This is a genomic window from Rhizobium sp. UFLA01-1127 (genome assembly GCF_059803845.1).
Genome location: NZ_JAUQTZ010000030.1, coordinates 18789 through 37739, shown reverse-complemented (window position 1 = coordinate 37739; position 18951 = coordinate 18789). Strand labels below are relative to the sequence as shown.

At 62.0% G+C, this 18951-nt stretch carries 16 protein-coding genes; 6 read left to right on the top strand and 10 right to left on the bottom strand.

Annotated features, from left to right (window positions below; all coding sequences use genetic code 11):
* Position 1 precedes the first annotated feature (1 nt).
* The 4 genes from Q4Q11_RS10125 to Q4Q11_RS10110 are packed head-to-tail and all read right to left on the bottom strand — an operon-like array spanning position 2 to position 6858.
* Positions 2–2074 (bottom strand): hypothetical protein, encoded by a 2073-nt coding sequence (locus Q4Q11_RS10125; RefSeq protein WP_498569407.1) that lies wholly within the window; start codon positions 2072–2074, stop codon positions 2–4.
* Between the two features lies 1 nt (position 2075).
* Positions 2076–4901, bottom strand: coding sequence for a DUF4159 domain-containing protein (locus Q4Q11_RS10120; protein ID WP_498569406.1), 2826 nt, complete (start codon positions 4899–4901; stop codon positions 2076–2078).
* Positions 4898–5818, bottom strand: coding sequence for a DUF58 domain-containing protein (locus Q4Q11_RS10115; RefSeq protein WP_113222504.1), 921 nt, complete (start codon positions 5816–5818; stop codon positions 4898–4900). The genes Q4Q11_RS10120 and Q4Q11_RS10115 overlap by 4 nt, the downstream gene beginning before the upstream one ends.
* A gap of 26 nt (positions 5819–5844) precedes the next feature.
* Positions 5845–6858: an AAA family ATPase gene (locus Q4Q11_RS10110; RefSeq protein ID WP_498569405.1), complete on the bottom strand. Its 1014-nt coding sequence runs from the start codon at positions 6856–6858 to the stop codon at positions 5845–5847.
* Between the two features lie 168 nt (positions 6859–7026).
* Here Q4Q11_RS10110 and Q4Q11_RS10105 point away from each other — a divergent pair, with 168 nt between their 5' ends.
* Genes Q4Q11_RS10105 through Q4Q11_RS10095 form a run of 3 tightly spaced genes read left to right on the top strand, consistent with a single transcriptional unit; the run spans position 7027 to position 9535 of the window.
* Entirely contained in the window at positions 7027–7650 is a 624-nt protein-coding gene (locus Q4Q11_RS10105) for a DUF1285 domain-containing protein (protein ID WP_112506040.1), read from the top strand.
* Complete coding sequence (locus Q4Q11_RS10100; protein ID WP_112506038.1) at positions 7647–8282, top strand: CoA pyrophosphatase; 636 nt, start codon at positions 7647–7649, stop codon at positions 8280–8282. The genes Q4Q11_RS10105 and Q4Q11_RS10100 overlap by 4 nt, the downstream gene beginning before the upstream one ends.
* Positions 8279–9535 (top strand): CCA tRNA nucleotidyltransferase, encoded by a 1257-nt coding sequence (locus tag Q4Q11_RS10095; RefSeq protein WP_498569404.1) that lies wholly within the window; start codon positions 8279–8281, stop codon positions 9533–9535. Before Q4Q11_RS10100 ends, Q4Q11_RS10095 begins: the two co-directional genes overlap by 4 nt.
* A gap of 41 nt (positions 9536–9576) precedes the next feature.
* Here Q4Q11_RS10095 and Q4Q11_RS10090 read toward each other — a convergent pair whose 3' ends face one another.
* The 3 genes from Q4Q11_RS10090 to hemF all read right to left on the bottom strand — a co-directional run bounded on the left by Q4Q11_RS10090 (position 9577) and on the right by hemF (position 11270).
* Entirely contained in the window at positions 9577–9762 is a 186-nt protein-coding gene (locus Q4Q11_RS10090; protein WP_075851104.1) for a DUF1059 domain-containing protein, read from the bottom strand.
* A 125-nt stretch (positions 9763–9887) separates the two neighbouring features.
* Complete coding sequence (locus Q4Q11_RS10085; protein WP_112506033.1) at positions 9888–10166, bottom strand: hypothetical protein; 279 nt, start codon at positions 10164–10166, stop codon at positions 9888–9890.
* Positions 10167–10358: 192 nt separating this feature from the next.
* Positions 10359–11270: an oxygen-dependent coproporphyrinogen oxidase gene (hemF, locus tag Q4Q11_RS10080; RefSeq protein WP_498569403.1), complete on the bottom strand. Its 912-nt coding sequence runs from the start codon at positions 11268–11270 to the stop codon at positions 10359–10361.
* Positions 11271–11444: 174 nt separating this feature from the next.
* On the opposite strand from hemF, the gene Q4Q11_RS10075 reads away from it, so the two are divergent.
* Positions 11445–11702: a hypothetical protein gene (locus tag Q4Q11_RS10075; protein ID WP_112506029.1), complete on the top strand. Its 258-nt coding sequence runs from the start codon at positions 11445–11447 to the stop codon at positions 11700–11702.
* Positions 11703–11791: 89 nt separating this feature from the next.
* Here Q4Q11_RS10075 and Q4Q11_RS10070 read toward each other — a convergent pair whose 3' ends face one another.
* Positions 11792–12940, bottom strand: a complete 1149-nt coding sequence (locus Q4Q11_RS10070; RefSeq protein WP_113216611.1) for a hypothetical protein — start codon at positions 12938–12940, stop codon at positions 11792–11794.
* 94 nt (positions 12941–13034) lie between these two features.
* Complete coding sequence (locus Q4Q11_RS10065) at positions 13035–13514, bottom strand: tRNA (cytidine(34)-2'-O)-methyltransferase (RefSeq protein ID WP_112506025.1); 480 nt, start codon at positions 13512–13514, stop codon at positions 13035–13037.
* Positions 13515–13907: 393 nt separating this feature from the next.
* Here Q4Q11_RS10065 and Q4Q11_RS10060 point away from each other — a divergent pair, with 393 nt between their 5' ends.
* A complete protein-coding gene (locus Q4Q11_RS10060) occupies positions 13908–15761 on the top strand; it encodes an ABC transporter ATP-binding protein (protein ID WP_498569402.1) in 1854 nt (617 codons plus the stop codon).
* Positions 15762–15874: 113 nt separating this feature from the next.
* Here the strand turns inward: Q4Q11_RS10060 and Q4Q11_RS10055 are convergent, their stop codons facing one another.
* Positions 15875–16486 (bottom strand): LysE family translocator, encoded by a 612-nt coding sequence (locus Q4Q11_RS10055; RefSeq protein WP_112506019.1) that lies wholly within the window; start codon positions 16484–16486, stop codon positions 15875–15877.
* 442 nt (positions 16487–16928) lie between these two features.
* Here Q4Q11_RS10055 and Q4Q11_RS10050 point away from each other — a divergent pair, with 442 nt between their 5' ends.
* On the top strand, positions 16929–18791 hold the full coding sequence (locus Q4Q11_RS10050; RefSeq protein WP_498569401.1) for an ABC transporter ATP-binding protein: 1863 nt from the start codon (positions 16929–16931) through the stop codon (positions 18789–18791).
* Positions 18792–18951: the final 160 nt, after the last annotated feature.

Sequence of the window (18951 nt, the reverse complement as noted above, 5' to 3'; positions counted from 1 at the left end):
TTCACCGTCCTTCGCGCCACCACGTGGCGGAGAAGGCAAAGAGGAGGGCGGCGAGACCGGCAAAGCCCGCAAAGAGCGGCAGCGTATTGATTCCCTTCAAGACAGTTTCGTCGGTCATGCGGATTGTCAGGCGCTGGCCGTCGGCGACACGCACTGCGCCGCGCACCGGCAGGACCTGCGGCACCGTAACATTGCCGTTTGCGCCGGCAAGGCGGGCGACGAGGCCTTTGGTCTTCTGTGCCAGCGGCTTCAGTGTCTCCGTGGTCGAGATCATCGCCTTGAATTCCGGAGCATCGATGGCGCCGATATGGACCAGCGTCGAGAGGTTGCCGTTGGCGATCTGATAGAGCCCGATCTCATCCATATGCTTTCCGGCTTGGTAGAGACCCGGCTGCGCCTGCTTCAGCGGCAAGGTCTCACTCTTGCCCGATGGCGTTTTGATCGTGGCTGGGCCTGGATCGTCGCCGATCGTCTGGCGCGTCACCTGTAGCGTGCGCCCAGCAGCGTTTGCCGTCAGTGCTTCTTCCTCCAGCGCGGGCTCCTTCAACAGCCAATGGGCGATGCGGCGATAGAGCGACACATGCGGGCCGCCGCCTTCGAAACCGCGCGCCCACAGCCAACCTTCGTCGGAAAGGAGCATGGCGACGCGGCCCTGGCCGACGCGGTTGAGCACCAGCAACGGACTGTTGTTGGCGCCGACCATCACGGTCTGGCCCTGCGGCTTCTCGACATCGACGCTGCGGAACCAGCGGCCCCAATGCGGCGGCTCCGTGTCGGAGCCGTCCAGGCCGCGTGTCACGGGATGCTTGCGGCCCTGATCCGACAAGCGCGGATAGAACGCCTTCTCGATCATCTGGCCCGTCGGCTCGGCGGGAAGCACCGAGGCGAGCGGGGTCAGCGCGATCGAACTGCCGCCGGCGTGCTCGGGACCGGCCGCGACCAGCAGGGCGCCGCCGTTTTCGACATATTGCGCCATGTAATCATAATAGATCGTCGGCAGGACGTTCTGGCGATCCTGATAGCGGTCGAAAATGATCAGGTCGAAAGAACTGATCTTGTCGACGAAAAGCTCGCGCGTCGGGAAGGCGATCAGCGACAGCTCGTTGATCGGCGTGCCATCCTGCTTATCCGGCGGGCGCAGAATAGTGAAATGCACGAGATCGACGGAGGCGTCCGATTTCAGCAGGTTGCGCCAGGCGCGCTCGCCGGCATGCGGCTCGCCCGAAACGAGCAGGACGCGCATGTTCTGGCGGATGCCTTCGATCAGCTGGACCGTTTGATTGTTGGTACCGGTAACTTCGCCGGGAACCTCGGCCACGGCGAATTCGAGGACGTTGTTGCCGGCGCGCGGCACCTTGAAGCTGAAGGGCGTATCCTGGCCGGGCGTGGCCTGAAGCGTGGCGATTTCGTCGCCGTTCATCTTGACCGTCACGGCTGCGGTGCCGCCGGGGCTCTTGCCGTCGTCAACGACGCGAAAGACGAGCTGCTGTTCGTCGTTGACGATGCCGAAGCGAGGCGCGCGGACGATTTCGATGCGGCGGTCGAATTCGTCCGGCCTGCCAGTGATCAGCCCATGAATGGGCGCGTCGAAGCCGAGCTGCTGGTTGACACCGGGAATATCGTGGATCTGGCCATCTGTCAGGAAGATTGCGCCGCCGATGCGGGCTGGCGGCACGTCGGCGATGGACGAAGACAGGGCGGAGAAGAGCCGTGTCGATGGTGAATCCGACTCCGCGGGATCGCGGAATTCGACGATGCGGGGTTCTATGCGCGGGAATTGCGCCAGCCGATCCTTGAGCATCGCCAGGGCCTCGTCCGTCATCTTCGTGCGTTCCGGCGTCTGCTGGCTGAGGCTGCGGTCGACGACGACGGGAACGATCGTCGTCAGCTGATCGCGATCCTCCTGCATCAGCACCGGATTGGTGAGTGCCGTCAGCAGGGCGATACTCGCCAGCGCACGGATCCAGCCGCCGCGCAGGCGTCTGTAGATCGCGAGCGCCGCGATGGCGAGCGTCAGCACCGCAAGAGCTGCAAGCACGGGCCAGGGGAGGAATGGGGCAAAACCGATATTCATATTATTGCCCCAAGCGCTGCAGGATATCCGGAACGTGAACCTGATCGGACTTATAGTTTCCGGTCAGCATGTACATCATGATGTTGACGCCCGTGCGGTAGGCATATTCGCGCTGGGTCTCGTCCGGGGGCACGGTCGGCAGCAGCGGCGAACCATTGTCACCCACGGCCCAGGCACCGGCAAAATCATTGCCTGTGATCATGATCGGCGTCACCCCGTCGGAGGTGGCAACGGCATTCGCATCGCGCCGCATATCCTGACGGGCCTCTACCCAGAGCGGACTGTCGGCATAACGGCCGGGGAAGCTCGACAGCAGGTAGAAGGATTTGGTCAGCACGTGTCCGGCAGGCACGGGCTCTAGAGGAGGAATGTCCAGATTGGCCAGAATCTGCTGTAGACGTTGGCCGTTCGGGCTCGGCGTCGAGGTATCGCCCATGGTGTCGATAGCATCGCGCGTGTCGAAGAGAACGGTGCCGCCATTGCGCATATAGGCGTCGATGCGATTGATGGCGTCGTTGGACGGCATCGGTGCCGTTGCAGAAACCGGCCAGTAGATAAGGGGGTAGAAGGCCAGCTCATCCTTGGATAGATCCACACCCACCGGCGGGCCGGGCTCCAGCGTCGTGCGATAGGTGAGGTATTCGGAGAGACCGGCAAGGCCGCGCTCGGAAATGCGGTCGACTTCCGGCTCGCCGGTCACGACATAGGCAAGATGCGTCTTGTCCAGACGTGAAAAGATGGCGTCATCGCCCGGCTTTGAATCGTCGGCAAACGCGCTTGCGGGATGCAGGAAGATGGCAAGCGAAGCGGCCAGCAGCAGCATCGCCGCACCGCCCGCGATCGTTTTGGCGGATCTGCCCAGGCGGGGGAAAGCACCGTTCATGAGCAAGACGATCACGCTGTCCGCCAGCAGGAGAAGGAAGGCAAGTGTGAAAAGGATCGGCTTTGCCGACCAGGCTTCCCCACCGATGAGGCCTTCGCGTGCGACGGCACCGGCTGCCGAGGCATCCAGCGGCTTCAGTTCCGTTCCGTGCGGAAGGGCATTGAGTGCGCTAAAGCCCTCTTCGGAACCGTAGAGGCCGGGCGGGTTGTCGAAGCTTGCGACTGCGGTTCCCTTGTTGTTCGGCTCCAGCGGGCGGGCACTGCCGATCTCGCTGGTTAGTATGCCCCTGGCGGTCAGGAGCCGGTAGGGCGGCATTGCTTCGCTCGCCTTGGATGCCGCGCCGTCCGCCGAGGTGACGCCGCCGGCACGCGACAGCTGCACGATGCGGCGCAGCATCTCGACGAAATCGCCTGATATCGGGAGATCGGACCATTGCGGCTCGGCGCTGACGTGGAAGAGGACGATGCGGCCGGCCTGCATCTGCTTTTCGGTCACCAGCGGCGTGCCGTCGGCAAGGCTTGCCCAGGTGCGTTCGGCGAGATCCGGCGTCGGCTCGGCCAGCACCTGCCGCTTGATCAGGACATTGTTCGGCTTCGGCATGCCGGCGAAGGGGCCGAATGACGGGAAATCGGCAAGGGGCTGCGGCTCGGCCCAGGAGAGGGCACCGCCGAATGTCCGCTCGCCCTGCCGCAATGTGACGGGAACGAGTGGGTCGTCGGCAGGGGCTGCGGCAAGGCGGGGGCCGGCGAAGCGGACGAGCGTGCCGCCATTCTGGATCCACTTCTGCAGCGGCGCATAGGTTTCCTGCGGCAGGCGGCCGACATCGGCCATGATGATGACCGAGGGATTGCCCGCAAGCAGTTGAGGGATCGCTTTTGCCAGATCGGCGCTATTGGGCTGCGTCAGATCGGCATAGGGCTGAAGGGCGCGCTGGATATAATAGAGCGGAGACAGGATCGGCTGGAATTCGTCGGCCGCCTGCCCGGAGAGAAGCGCCACGCGGCGGCGGCGAAAACCGTCATCGAGCAGATAGACGCTGCCGGCGCTTGCCTGACGGTCGATGCTGATGCGGGCGAAATCATTGCGCATTTCGAAGGGGGCGGTAATGGAGCCGGTCGCAACCGTCTGTCCGCCCGCGAAATCAAGCGATCCGGCCGCGATCGGCCGCCCCTGATTGTCCTGCGCGGTCAGTCCGAAGCGCATCGGGCCGCTGCCGTTCAGCCGAGCCGCGGTGACGGTCATGTTATTGGCGGTATTGGCCGCACCGGTGATTGCGACGATGTTCTGGCCGTTGCCTTCGATCAGACGCAGTTCGCTCGGTTGCAGCGCGGCGAGGCGGCTCACGATATCGTCCTTTTCCCTGCTCTCGACGCCATCGGAGATGAAGGCGATGGTGCCGGGCTTGCTGCGGTTGAGTGCCGCTTTCACTGCGTCGGCCGCGCGCTGCCTATCCGGAACCAGCGGCCTGGGGTTCATCGCATGCAGCTTGTCGCGGGCTGCTGCCGCCGCGCCTGGTGTTGCATCATTGGTCTGTTCGGCGGTGAAGGCGATCGAGATGGGAATGCCCTTGGCATCGGCATCGTCGATCAGCGCGTCGGCGGTGCGCACACGCCGTTCCCAATCCGAAACGCTCGCCCAGCTATTGTCGATCATCAGCACCAGCGGACCGCCGCTGGAGAGCGTATTGGTGCGCGGATTGAACATGGGATTGGCAATGGCAAGAACGACGAGAGCTGCAAGCAGCATGCGCAGCAGCGTCAGCCACCATGGGCTGCGCGCCGGCGTTTCCTCGCGCTTGAGAATGCTCGCCAGAATACGCAACGGCGGGAAGACTTCGGCGCGCGGCTGCGGTGGCGTCAGGCGCAGCAGCCACCAGATCGCAGGAAGCAGAACGAGCGCTGCGAGGATGGCCGGCGAGGCGAATGCGAAGGAGAGACCGCTCATGGCTGCCCTCCGGAGGCTGCCCTGGCCGGCATGCCGGAAAGATACATGTGCACGGCAACCAGCGCTTCGGAAGCCAGCCGATCGGTGCGGTGGCTGACGAAGGTCCAGCCGAGATGGCGCAGCGACTGGCCGAGATTTTCGCGGCGGGCGAGGTAGGCGCGCTGATAGTCCTCGCGCAGGTTTTCCGCGCGGCCGGCAATGAGCTTCGAACCCGTTTCGGGATCGCTGAATTCGGTGCGTCCGCTATAGGGAAAGAGTTCTTCGGCGGGGTCGGCAATCTCGATCACATGACCGCGCAAGCCTCGGCGGGCGAGCGGCCCGATCCTGCCCATGACGCTGTCGGCATCATCGAGAAAATCGCCGATCAGCACGATATCGCTCCAGCCGCGGATCATCGCCGTCTGCGGCAGGCCGCCTTCGAGCGGGGTGTGCATCAGCGCAGCAGCCAAACGCTCGGCGGCGTTGCGGGTCGCCACCGGCTCCATGATGCCGGGGCAGCCGATGCGCTCGCCGGAGCGGGACAGAATCTCGGCAAGCGCCAGCATGATGACGAGGGCACGGCCTTCCTTGGAGGCATGGCCATAGGTCGACTTGTACATCATGGATGGCGACAGATCGGCCCAGAGCCAGATCGTATGAGCGGCTTCCCATTCATGATCGCGGATATAGGTGTGATCGTCGCGGGCCGAACGCCGCCAGTCGATGCGCGACAGGCTTTCGCCCTCGGTATAGGGGCGGAACTGCCAGAAGTTTTCGCCGATGCCGCGTTTGCGCCGGCCATGCCATCCGGCAATGACGGTGTTGGCGATGCGCCTGGCCTCGACGAGGCAATCGGGCACGAGGGCGGCGCGGCTGCGGGCTCGGGAGAGGGCATCATTGCCTGAGGTCGGTCTGACGGTCTGTCCGATGGATGCCACGCGCTATACTCTCCTCGACATCCGCATCATGATCTCGACTGCTTGACCAGCCCTGCAATGACATCACGAACGGACATGCCTTCTGCGCGGGCCGCAAAGGTCAGCGCCATGCGATGCTCAAGAACGGGTTCGGCAAGCGCACGCACGTCATCGATCGACGGCGCAAGCCGGCCCTCATAGAGGGCGCGGGCGCGGGCGCAAAGCATCATAGCCTGACCGGCGCGCGGGCCAGGACCCCAGGCGACGTTCTTGTCGGTCGAGGCATTGCCCTGGCCGGGGCGGGCCGAACGCACCAGAGACAGGATCGCATCGACCACGCCATCGCCGACGGGCATCTGGCGGATGAGCTGCTGGATCTCGAGAAGGCGCTCGGCGTCGATGACGGCCTGCGGCGTCGCTTCGCTCAGGCCCGTGGTTTCGAGCAGGATGCGACGCTCGTCGGCGAGTTCGGGATAACCGACGTCGACCTGCAGCAGGAAGCGATCGAGCTGGGCTTCCGGCAGCGGATAGGTGCCTTCCTGCTCAAGCGGGTTCTGCGTTGCGAGAACGTGGAAGGGCGCGGGCAGGTCATAACGCTGGCCGGCGATGGTGACATGATATTCCTGCATCGACTGCAGCAGGGCCGACTGCGTGCGCGGCGAGGCTCGGTTGATCTCGTCGGCCATCAGCAATTGCGTAAAAACCGGTCCCTTGACGAAGCGGAAGGATCGGCGGCCGGTCTCATCCTGGTCCATGACTTCGGAGCCGAGAATATCCGAGGGCATCAGGTCCGGCGTGAACTGCACGCGGTTGGAGGCAAGGCCGAGAACTGTGCCGAGCGTCGTCACGAGCTTCGTCTTCGCAAGGCCCGGTACGCCGACCAGCAGAGCATGGCCGCCGGCAAGTACGGCAAGCAGCGTGTTCTCCACGACGCTTTCCTGGCCGAAAATGACCTTCGACACCTCCTGGCGAACGGCGGCAATATCGCCCAGCGCCTTTTCGGCGGATGCGATGATGGCCTGCTCGTCGAGGGTCGTTTCGGTCGATTTGATCATGCCCATTTGCGTCTCCAATGGCAGAAAAACGGTGCGCGCGATTCGCAGACGTTACACATTTGCCTCATAATCAATACAACTTATCGCCACCAAGACGGCTGACAAGCACGTTTCAAATGACTATCTCGTGAGAAACTGTCGTATTTGTCACTAACGGCCAACCGGGACAGAAGAATGGCAACCGAGGAAATCAAGGCGACTGGCGATGCAGCGAGCCTGGCGGCGCTGATATCGCGTGCGGCCGGCGATAGCGGCGGCCGCAAGAAGGGATTGCCGCCTGTAGATCTCTGGAATCCACCGTTTTGCGGCGATATCGACATGGAGATCCGCGCCGACGGTACCTGGTTCTATCTCGGCACGCCGATCGGCCGCGCCCCTCTCGTGCGGCTGTTTTCCACAGTTCTGCGCAAGGATGCCGACGAAAAGACCTATCTTGTCACGCCTGTGGAAAAGGTCGGCATTCGCGTCGCCGACGCGCCGTTCGTCGCTGTCGAAATGAGCGTCACGGAGCGCGACGGCAAACGCGTGCTGACGTTCCGCACGAATGTCGGCGATGTCGTCGAGGCTGGCAGGGACCATCCGATCCGTTTCGTCATCCGCGGCGAAAACGACGAGCTGAAGCCCTACCTGCATGTTCGCGGGCGCCTGGAGGCCTTGGTGACGCGCGCTGTCATGTATGATCTTGTCGAGCTTGGCGAACCCATCGAAATTGCCGGACGCCAGATCTTCTGCGTGCGCTCCGGCGGCTCGATCTTTCCGATCATGCCGGTGGCCGAACTGGATGCACTGACTCGATGAGCGAATTCCCCCTTTATTCTGCGGATGAGTTCCGTCGCCGCGCCCTCCATCAGAGCGGCGGGCCGGTGGAGCTTGCCTGGCGCGATCATGGCGATCACCTCCTCAATCCGGAGACGATATCGCAGGTGGCGGACCTGAAGCTGAAGGATGCCGCCGTACTCGTGCCCGTCGTCGACAACGGCGAGGATGCGAAGGTGATCTTCACGCTCAGGACATCGACCCTGCGGAAGCACTCCGGCCAGATCGCATTCCCCGGCGGTGCCATCGATCCGGAGGATGCATCGCCGGAGATGGCGGCAATGCGCGAAGCGGGCGAGGAAATCGGGCTGGCCGATATCTTCATCGAGCCCGTGGCACGGCTGCCGCACTATCTGGCGGCGACCGGTTTTCGCATCACGCCCATTCTCGCCGTGGTGAAGCCGGGCTTCCATCTCGCACTCAATCCGACCGAGGTCGAGGATGCCTTCGAGGTGCCGCTCTCGTTCCTGATGAATCCCAGCCACCATGTGACCGACACGATGCTATGGCAGGGGACCGAGCGCCATTTCTACCGCATGCCCTATGGACAGCGCATGATCTGGGGCATTACCGCGGGTATCGTCCGCACGCTTTACGAAAGGCTTTATACATGACGTCCGTTGCCGGTGAGGCCTGGTTTCGCGATGAGGCACTGCAGCGCGTGCTGGCGCTGCTCGATGCCGATGGCGGCGAGGGGCGCGTGGTCGGTGGTGCCGTCCGCAACAGCCTGCTGGGGCTGCCCGTCGCCGATATCGACATAGCCACAACTCTTTTGCCGGAAGCGGTCGTCGAAAGGGCAGGTACAGCGAGGATCAAGGCGGTGCCGACGGGCATTGCCCATGGCACCGTCACTCTGGTCATTGATGGAAAACCGTTCGAAATCACCACGTTGCGGCACGACGTTGAAACGGACGGCAGGCGTGCCCGTGTTGCCTTCAGCCAGGATTGGCAGGCGGATGCCGAACGGCGCGACCTGACGATCAATGCGCTTTATGCGTCCGCCAATGGCGAGGTCGTGGATCTCGTCGGCGGGCTTACGGATCTGGAGCGACGCAACATTCGCTTCATCGGCGATGCGGCGACACGGATTGCCGAGGATTACTTGCGCATCCTACGTTTCTTCCGCTTTTTCGCCTATTACGGCAGCGGGCGACCCGATGCCGATGGGCTGCGCGCCTGTGCTGCTGCACGGTCGAAGATATCAACGCTCTCGGCCGAGCGCGTCTGGTCTGAAATGAAGAAGCTGCTGGCGGCCCAGGACCCAGGCAGGGCGCTGCTCTGGATGCGCCAGATCGGCATATTGACCGAGGTGCTGCCGGAGACGGAGAAATGGGGCATCGACGCCATTCCGGGGTTGGTGGCCGCCGAACAGGCTCTCGGCTGGCCGCCGGAGCCTTTGCTGCGACTTGCCGCCATCGTGCCGCCCGATGCGGCAAGGCTTGCCAAGCTGGCCGAGCGGCTGCGCCTCTCCAAAGCCGAAGGGGCTTATCTTCAGGCATGGGCGACCGCACCCGTCGTCAAGGATGATATTTCGGAAACGGTCTTCGACCGTCTGCTTTATCGCCACGATCCGACCGGCATCGCAGTTCGCCTAAAGCTGGCGCTTGCGGTCGCCCGGAACAAGGCGGAGGGCGATTTCGAGGAGATGGCCCGTGTTGCCCGGCTCGGAAAATTGCTGGAGCATATCGCAAAATGGAAGAAGCCGGCTTTTCCGCTCAGCGGCGCAGATGCGCTTGCCGCGGGCGTCAGCGCCGGGCCGCGCGTGGGCGAGCTCCTGACCAAACTCGAGCATGAGTGGCTCGAGGGGAATTTCGCGATGAACCGGGCGAGCCTTCTCGCCCGACTCAAGGATTTGGCCAATGCCTGATAATGAAATCTGATCCGCGGGGTTGACTGGCGAACCGCCGATCAGGCCGCATTGGCCTCGTCGCGAATCCTTGCTTTGATATTGTCGACCATGTTTTCGCGGATGATGGTTTCGCCATGCGCCTCCCGCATATGTTCGACGGCGCGGCGGACCACCTCGGCGTCATCCTTGGCGCGGGTATGCCAGGCGCAACCGGGCACAAGCGTACCACATTCGAATAGCCGCATATCTTCCTCCTCAATCTTTCAATCCTTTTCGCCCTGCGAAAGGCATGAAGGCCTAAACGCGATGGGCGGGAAAAGGTTTCCGCCATCCGGCAAGTCTATCGCTCGCCGGCGTCGGTCTTCCGAATTCAATCCGGCATTGCCCAGGATTTGAAGCAGTCCGATGATTGATACTTGGTAATCGGCGCCTGTCTTGCCGAACGATCGGCCGCGAAGCGGACGATATCCTTCGGCGACTTGCCTGCCAATTGCATTCTTACCTGCTCGATGAAACAGGAAAGGGGCAGATCGGATCCACTGCGGATCCGCATATCCTCGGCCAGCCGGACGATGAATTCCGGACTGTCGACTGCGCGCGAAAGTTTCTGTTCTTTCGAAGCTTCCGTGACTTGTTTCTCTGCTGCCATTACAACCTCCTCCGATTGGAACGAGCATTAGGTCACTTAGGCATCCCTCCCGCCGATTTTAGGGCATTGTCCGATTAAATTTTTTTCTGAACGCCCGAAGCACGTCGCGGTCTTTCAGATCGCTGACTGTGCTTCGATCCTTTGTTTTCCACGCCGCTATCGCAAACCGCCATGCGATTTTGTGCGGCATGTTCAGGGCCAACGCACCACCGGCGGCAGAGACGATAGGATCGACTCGACGTTGCCGCCTGTCTTCAGCCCGAATATTGTACCTCTATCGTAGAGCAAATTGAACTCCACATAACGTCCGCGGCGAATTAATTGCTCGTCGCGATCCTCCTCCGCCCATGTTTCGTTGAAATTGGAGCGAACGATCCGCGGATAGACCATCGCGAAAGCGCGGCCGACATCGCGGGTGAAGGCGAAATCCGCGCTCCAGCCGCCGGCTTCTTCCGTCGAATGCAGCCAGTCGAAGAAGATGCCGCCGATTCCTCGAGGCTCGTTGCGGTGCTTCAGGAAGAAATATTCGTCGCACCAGTTCTTGTAGCGCTGATAGTCGGCGACGGAATGGCGGTCGCAGACGATCTGCATGGCGCGATGGAAGAGGACAGTGTCGGGATCTTCCTGGGTGCGCCGGCGGTCGAGCATCGGCGTCAGATCGGCGCCGCCGCCGAACCATTGGCTCGTCGTCACCACCATGCGCGTATTCATGTGCACGGTCGGCACGTTCGGATTGACGGGGTGGGCGATCAGCGAGAGCCCCGAGGCCCAGAAGCGGGGATCTTCCTCGGCGCCTGGGATATGGCTGCGGAAGTCGGGAGAGAATTCGCCGTAGACCGTCGAAGTGTGGACCCCGACCTTTTCGAAGACGCGGCCTTCCATCATGGACATGCGGCCGCCGCCGCCCTGACCCTTCTCCCGCTGCCAGTCCTTGGCCACGAAACGGCCGGGCTCCTGGTCGGAAAGGGGGCCGGTCACCTCGTTTTCCAGCTGCTCGAATTCCGCGCAGATCGTGTCGCGCAGGCCTTCGAACCAGTGCCGTGCGGCCTCTTTCTTTTCTTCAATATCCTCGGGTAATCCCTTGGGAAGATTGGGTCGTTCCATTCACGCTCTCCGACGGTGCGAGCAGCCGGCGGCCCGCGATTCGCACCGTATGTATCGTGATTTGGAATATCAGCAAGATTGCGGCGCTGCCAGTGCGGCGGAGCCGCAGGAGAATCGACTCGCAAATTTCACAATGCGGTATTATGTTCCCCCTCTCGAAGGCGAGGTTTTGTCATGAGGATACCTGGACCGCCGCCCTTGGATGGGTTGAGAAACAGAATATTCCGTTACCGGCAGGATCACCCTGCAGGCGGGAAAAGCGAATTCGTTCGCGAAACCTTTTGTCTCAGTCGCCCCGAAGCGCGTGAAAAGGCGCGCGAGTGGTTCGATGAATTTCCGAAAGCTGCCTATTGGACCGAAGTGGAAAGCTGGCGTCAGGTGGACGGCGATCGCATCGAATTTACCATGCGGCGCCTGCCGTCGGCGGATTGAGCCGAACGAAAAACCGGCTCGCAGCGACGGGCAATGAGGCCGAAGCATATCTCAGCATGCTTGCGGCAAACACACCCTTTATGACGCAATCAATGCGGGTTGGCTGATTGCGGATCATCCGATGCGCCGGATCCGGCCGGCTGGACCGCGATGCCTGCAGAGAAGGCTTTCTTGACCATTTCTATCGTTGCTCGTTGTCTTCCGCCCGGAACGGGAGGCAAGAGAGCCTCCGTGTGCGGCATTGCCGGTTCGGATATCGCACCGGGCGTTTCGGTCTGATGGTCCGCTGCTTGGGGGCTCTCGACGATTGGCGATGCCGCAAGGATTTCCCGAAGCGTGGTTGTCACAGGCAGATGCCCGCCCAAGTCGGTGTTCGTGTGATGCCACGCCTGCGGAACGCGCCGATCGGCATGAATGAACGGCCGGGAGTTGATCTCGCCGAACCAGTCCCATTCGCCCATGACGTCGACGACGTCGGTGAAAACCGGCGGCATGGCGATGCGCGTGCCGATCGTCACGATCTTCGTATGCCGCGCCAGTTCGGCGACCCGCCCTTCGTCCTGTTTCCAAAGGTTATGCAGTGCGGCCGACAGCACGAGATTGCCCTTGGAGTGGCCAGTGAGCAGGCGGAAGGAAAGGCGGCGGTCGGCAAGAAGCGCCTGCACGGTTCTGGTGTCGAGGCTCGCTCGGGCGGTCGTTTCGTCGCGATGCGCGCCGACCCTGGGGCGGCCGGCAAGGTCGTCCAGGCTTTCGAGAAATGGCCGCAGGCCTCGCAGGTGGCCGAAGAAAAACAGTCCGCCGAAGGCTTCAGTGATGACATCGGCGATGCCATAGCCCGAGACGACGACTGCGACGGGCGCGTCGAGCGCATCGGCCACGTTGCGGGCGAATGCGGCGGCGCCGAGCGCCGAACCGCCGATGCCGGCGACGGCAAGCGCCCGGGCATTGCCGCCTCCGCGCAGGACGAACTCATCGATGGTTTCGCAGAGGGTGAGCGCACCAAGGCCGCTCGGCGGGACGATCATGATCGCGCCTTCGGCGGCCAGGGAATCGCTGATGTAGAAGGCCTCTTCCGGCGTGATCACCTTGACATCGTAGAACAGCGCATCAAGTGCGAAATTCCGTTGACGAAAGCCTTCGAGGGCCAGATTGCGAGCAGGCGAATGCTGGAGCCGTTCGGGGAGGCTCAATGCGCGCGCAAACTGCGTGAGGGAAAGCGTGAATGCCGTCTGGAACATGGGTCACCTCGCCAAGGTCGCCTGAGTTAGAGCATTCCATAATGAAGCTTCTCACACTTTATTCGGTGTGCCAACGCCTATTCGGGTGCGACATTCAGGCTCGGGGTGCAGGCGGCGACCATTGCGTTTGCCGCAGCGCTTCACCCGCTATCATCGCCGCGGACATGGCGACATTGATGGAGCGTTGGCCTTCGACCATGGGGATGAGAACGCGACCGCCGGCTCTTTCGTGTACGTGGTCCGGGACGCCGGCGCTCTCGCGGCCGAAGAGAAGCACATCGCCATCGCGGTAGGCGAAGCCGGTGTAAGGCTGAGCTGCCTTCGTCGAGGCCAGCACCAGCCGGCGGCCGCTTTCCTGCCGCCATGCCTCGAAGCGCTCCCAGTTCACATGCCGCGTGAGGGCGACGGAGGCAAGATAGTCCATGCCGGCGCGCTTCAGATTGCGGTCGGAGATGTCGAAACCCGCCGGCTCGATGATGTCGACGCCGAGGCCGAGGCAGGCGGCGAGCCGCAGGATCGTACCGGTATTGCCGGGAATATCGGGCTGGTAGAGAGCGATGCGAAGTTTTGTCATGTGCTGCAACTAGCGAAATCGCCTGGATTTGTCTTCGATTTTTGGCGAGCCCTTAGTTTCCATGATGCCTGCCATAAACAGAATTGAAGGATTTAGCCCATTTTTCAGGCATATTTCGCTTTTCAAACAAGAAAAGTCGCGCTAAAAGACGGGTGCTCTACAACTTGCGAAAGAAGGAGGCTCAGATGGATATCTTGTTTGTGATTATGCGCCTCCGAACCGTGAATCCACGGATTTGAAGAGCGCTGCAAGGCGCGTATTTGCAAGTACCCCCCTTCTTTAAATCACTGCGCGGCCTGCATGGCCTCGTCGTTTTACCGCCCGGCCACCATATGAGTCTGCGACCTTTGCGCGCAGCGGGTGGTCGAAGGGTCGAGTCTTTGGAGCATTTCAATGTTTGGCTGGTTCGAACGCCGACTAAATCCATTCCCGAGCGAGGTGCCGGATACGCCGCCGCGCGGCCTCTTCGCCTTCTGCTGGCATTATTCCAGGCCGGCCCTGCCGTGGCTGATCGCCATGAGCATTCTCACCATGTCGATTGCGATCGGTGAGGTGGCGCTATTCCAGTTTCTCGGAAACATCGTCGATTGGCTGACGAAGGCGGATAAGACGACATTCCTGCAGACGGAATGGCACAAGCTCTTCTGGATGGGCGCGATGGTGCTTGCCGGCTTGCCGGCAGCGGCGATCCTCGACAGCTTCATCATGCATCAGGTGCTGCTTGGCAACTATCCGATGATTGCGCGCTGGCAGATGCACCGCTTCCTGCTGCGCCACAGCATGACCTTTTTCGCCAACGAGTTCGCGGGCCGCGTCGCCACCAAGGTGATGCAGACCTCGCTTGCCGTGCGCGAAACGGTCATGAAGATCCTGGACGTCTTCGTCTACGTGTTCACCTATTTCCTGTCGATGATCCTTGTCATCGGGGCGGCGGACTGGCGGCTGATGATCCCGATCCTGGTCTGGCTTGGCGTCTATGTCGCCATCGTCGGCTATTTCGTGCCGGTACTGCGCAAGATCGCCGCGCAGCAGGCCGATGCGCGCTCGTCGATGACAGGCCGTGTGGTCGACAGCTACACCAACATCGCCACGGTGAAGCTGTTCTCCCATGCGGGCCGCGAGGAGAAATATGCCAAGGCCGGCATGGAGGAGTTCCTCGATACCGTGCACAAGCAGATGCGCAAGGTGACGCTGTTCCACGCCTCGGTCTATTTCAACAACTGCGCGGCGCTGTTCATCGTCTCGGCTCTGTCGATCTGGTTCTGGCTCAGCGGCTCGATCTCGGTCGGCTCCATCGCCATTGCCATCGGCCTTGCCATGCGCGTCAACGGCATGTCGCAGTGGGTGATGTGGGAAGTCTCGGCGCTCTTCGAGAACATCGGCACCGTTTATGACGGCATGGAGATGATGACGAAGCCGCACGACATCGTCGACAAGCCGGCAGCTTCGGCGATCGTTGCCAAGCAGGGTGCGATCCGGTTCGAGCACATTCGCTTCCACTATGGCAAGGCGAAGGGCGTCATGGAGGATCTGAGCCTCGACATCCGCGCGGGCGAAAAGGTCGGTCTCGTCGGCCGCTCGGGCGCCGGCAAGACGACGCTGATGAACCTGCTGCTGCGCTTCTACGATCTGGAAAGCGGCCGCATCACCATCGATGGCCATGACATTGCCGGGGTGACGCAGGACAGCCTTCGCTCGATGGTCGGCGTGGTGACACAGGATACGTCCCTGCTGCACCGCTCGATCCGCGACAACATCGCCTACGGCCGCCCGGACGCGACCGACGAGGACATCATCCAGGCGGCCAAGCGCGCCAATGCCTGGGAGTTCATCGAGGGACTGGTCGACATGCATGGCCGCACGGGGCTCGATGCGCAGGTCGGCGAGCGGGGCGTCAAACTGTCAGGCGGCCAGCGGCAGCGTATCGCGATCGCCCGCGTCTTCCTGAAGGATGCACCGATCCTGGTGCTCGACGAGGCAACCTCGGCGCTCGATTCCGAAGTGGAGGCGGCGATCCAGGAAAACCTCTTCGCGCTGATGCACGGCAAGACGGTGATTGCGATCGCCCACCGCCTGTCGACCTTGACCGAGATGGACCGCCTCGTCGTTCTCGACAAAGGCCGGATCATCGAAATGGGCACGCATCAGGAACTGGTCAAGAATGGCGGCATTTATGCCGAACTCTGGAGCCGCCAGTCCGGCGGTTTCCTCGCCGACCACGAAGAGGTCGAGGCGGCAGCACAATAGCGAGCTGGACAACCGGGGCGCCGAGGCGCCCCGGTTGTTGCTTCCATGCGCCTTTGGACGATGCCGTTTTGGCGGAACAAAGGCTTCAGGCCGGCCGCTAAAAGGCCGAGGCTCTAACGGCTCGCAAGAGCAAGTTGTACCGCGAGCAATCCGAAGGCGGCCGCAAAGCTTCGCCGCATCCAAGACTGAACGGCCGGATTTGCAACGATACGGCGGCGCAGATAGGCCGCGAACACGCCATAGCCTGCGAAAATGACGAAGGTGAGCGCCATAAATACCAGGCTCAGCTTCAGCATCAGCGCAATCGGATTCGGCTGATCCGGCATCACGAATTGAGGCAGGAAGGCGAAGAAAAAGATCGATAATTTGGGATTGAGCAGATTGATCAGGATTGCCGAGGCGATCACTTGCCGCGTGCTCTTGTCGGTCGGTGCACCGTCAACGCGCATAATGCCCCGTTCCAAAAACATCGACCAGGCCATGTAGAGCAGATAGGCCACTCCGAGCCATTTGAGCGCTTGAAATGCCACGGCACTGGTGTGCAGGAGTGCGGCAAGGCCGCTTATTGCGGCAAGCAAATGCGGGATGATACCGAGCGTGCAGCCGAACGCGGCGACTATACTCGCCCTCGCACCGCCCGATAATCCGGCGGCAAGCGTGTAGATTGCGCCGGTGCCGGGAGACGCCACGACGATGAGGGTTGTTATCAGAAAGTCGATGCTCATGCGACCGCCCCCATGGAAGAGCGGAGTATCGGCGGCAAGGGCTGGGCCAACGCGCCTGTTTCGGGCGTCGATCCGCGCGAGGGGTCCGGGCGGACCGCGGGTGAAGCTTTTCCGACGACGAGATCGGCAATTGCACTATTTTGCACGCCGGAATATCCGGCTGGCAGGTTCACCGCGGGCAAGGTGCGGATTGATAACGGATGCCGCGGATACATCGCTTCGGCTTGCGGGGAGATGGCGGGCATGAATCTCACTCGATAATGGCTTCCGGCAATATCGAGGCATCGCGTTTTCCGGTCTTGAACGAAATTGCAGCTCGGTCGTCATTTGGCGCTTGGCGCTCGATCATGGCGCACGGACAGGTTATTCTAACGAAAATGTAACCTTTGCCGTGGCCAGCCTTTACTTTCCGGACCTTCGGAAATTCCCTATATCGCTGGACATGTTCATTCGTTCGGTATTCCGTCTGTTCGAGACGTGGATTGATCCTTATTATCGCCGTGGCGATCTTCGACCGCCGCGGTCGCTCGGTGCGTTCATCTGGTACTATGTCGGCCAGGCCAAGGGACCCTTCCTGGCCATGGCGGCGCTCGGCGGAGCAGTCGCCATGCTCGAAGCAGCGCTGTTCTGGTTCGTCGGCCATCTGGTCGATATTCTCGACAAGGTGAAGCCGGGCGAGGGGTGGTCGGGGCTGCTTGCCGGCCACGGCGGAACGCTGCTCGGCATGGTCTTCGTCGTGCTCGTCGTGCGCTTCGTCATCGTCAGCCTCGGCGCGCTGGTCGAGGAGCAGGTGGTCGTCCCGGGCTTTCTCAACCTCGTGCGCTGGCAGGCCTACCGGCATGTGGCGCGACAATCGGTCGAGTTTTTCCAGAACGATTTTTCCGGCCGCGTCGTCACTAAGGTCTGGTCGGCCGGGCAGGCGCTTGGCGATCTCGTCGTCTCGCTGCTGCAGGTGGTCTGGTTCATCATCATCTATGCCGCATCGACCATTGCGCTGGTCGGTGGGCTCGACTGGCGGCTGGCGCTGGTGATCGCAGTGTGGATCGGCATCTTTTCGCTGCTCGCCCGCTATTTCGTGCCGCGCATCCGGCAGCATGCGCGTAATGCGGCCGAGGCGTCCTCGATGCTGAATGGCCGCATGGTCGATGCCTATGCCAATATCCAGACGTTGAAGCTCTTCGGCCGCGAAGAGCAGAACGACCATTACATCCGAAACGGCTTCGACCGCTTCCAGGCAGCCGTCATGCCGTTCACGCGGCTGCTGACCGGCGTGCGCTCCTCGCTGGCGCTGCTCTCCGGCGTCATGATCACCACCATCGGCGCATTGGCCGTGCATCTCTGGCTGGCGGGAGAGATTTCGACGGGCGGCGTCGCCTTCACGCTCAGCATGGTGCTCCGTCTTAACATGCTGTTCGGCCGCATGATGTCGCAATTCAATGCCATCATGCGCAATCTCGGCACCATCCAGAATTCGGCCGAGATGATCTCCGAGGCGATAGGGCTTGTCGATCGGCCTGACGCGAGGGACCTGACGGTCAAAGGCCCAGAGATCCGCTTTGACGATGTAAGCTTCCACTACGGACGCGGCGGCGGCATCATCGACAATTTCTCTTTCCATGTGCGTGCGGGAGAGAAAGTCGGCATCGTCGGCCGCTCGGGGGCGGGCAAGACGACACTCGTCAACCTGTTGCTGCGCTTCTACGATCTCGAGGGGGGCCGTATCCTGATCGACGGCCAGGACATCGCCACGGTTAGACAGGAATCGCTGCGTGGCGCCATCGGCACGGTGACGCAGGATACGGCACTCCTCAATCGTTCCATTCGCGACAACATCCTTTTTGGCCGCCCCGATGCCGGCGACGAGCAGATGGTGGCGGCGGCGCGACAGGCGGAGGCGGACGGATTTATTACCGCTCTGGAGGATCAGAAGGGACGCATCGCTTATGCGGCCCATGTCGGCGAGCGCGGCGTCAAGCTTTCAGGCGGCCAGCGCCAGCGCATCGCGATTGCGCGCGTCATGCTGAAGAATGCGCCGATTCTCGTACTCGACGAGGCGACGTCTGCGCTGGATTCGGAGGCAGAGGCAGCGCTTCAGTCCAATCTGGAAGGGCTGATGAGGGATAAGACCGTTCTCGCGATAGCACACCGGCTGTCGACCATCGCTAAGCTCGACCGTCTGATCGTCATCGACGAGGGTAAGATCATCGAGGAGGGGACCCATGACGAGCTGATCGCCCGCGGCGGCCTCTATTCGGAGCTTTGGGCTCGCCAATCCGGCGGCTTCATCGCGGCGGATGCGGAATAGGGCCTCCATTCGCAGCGCGTTGGCGGTACCGCGCGATTATGGCGTAGGTCGATAAATCGTGCATCAGATGTGTTCGCGGTCGCCGGCAAAAGGGAGGTTCGCACCGAGTTTCCCGGATGCCGCGGCTATTTTCATCGCGTGCAGCAATCGATTCAGCGTC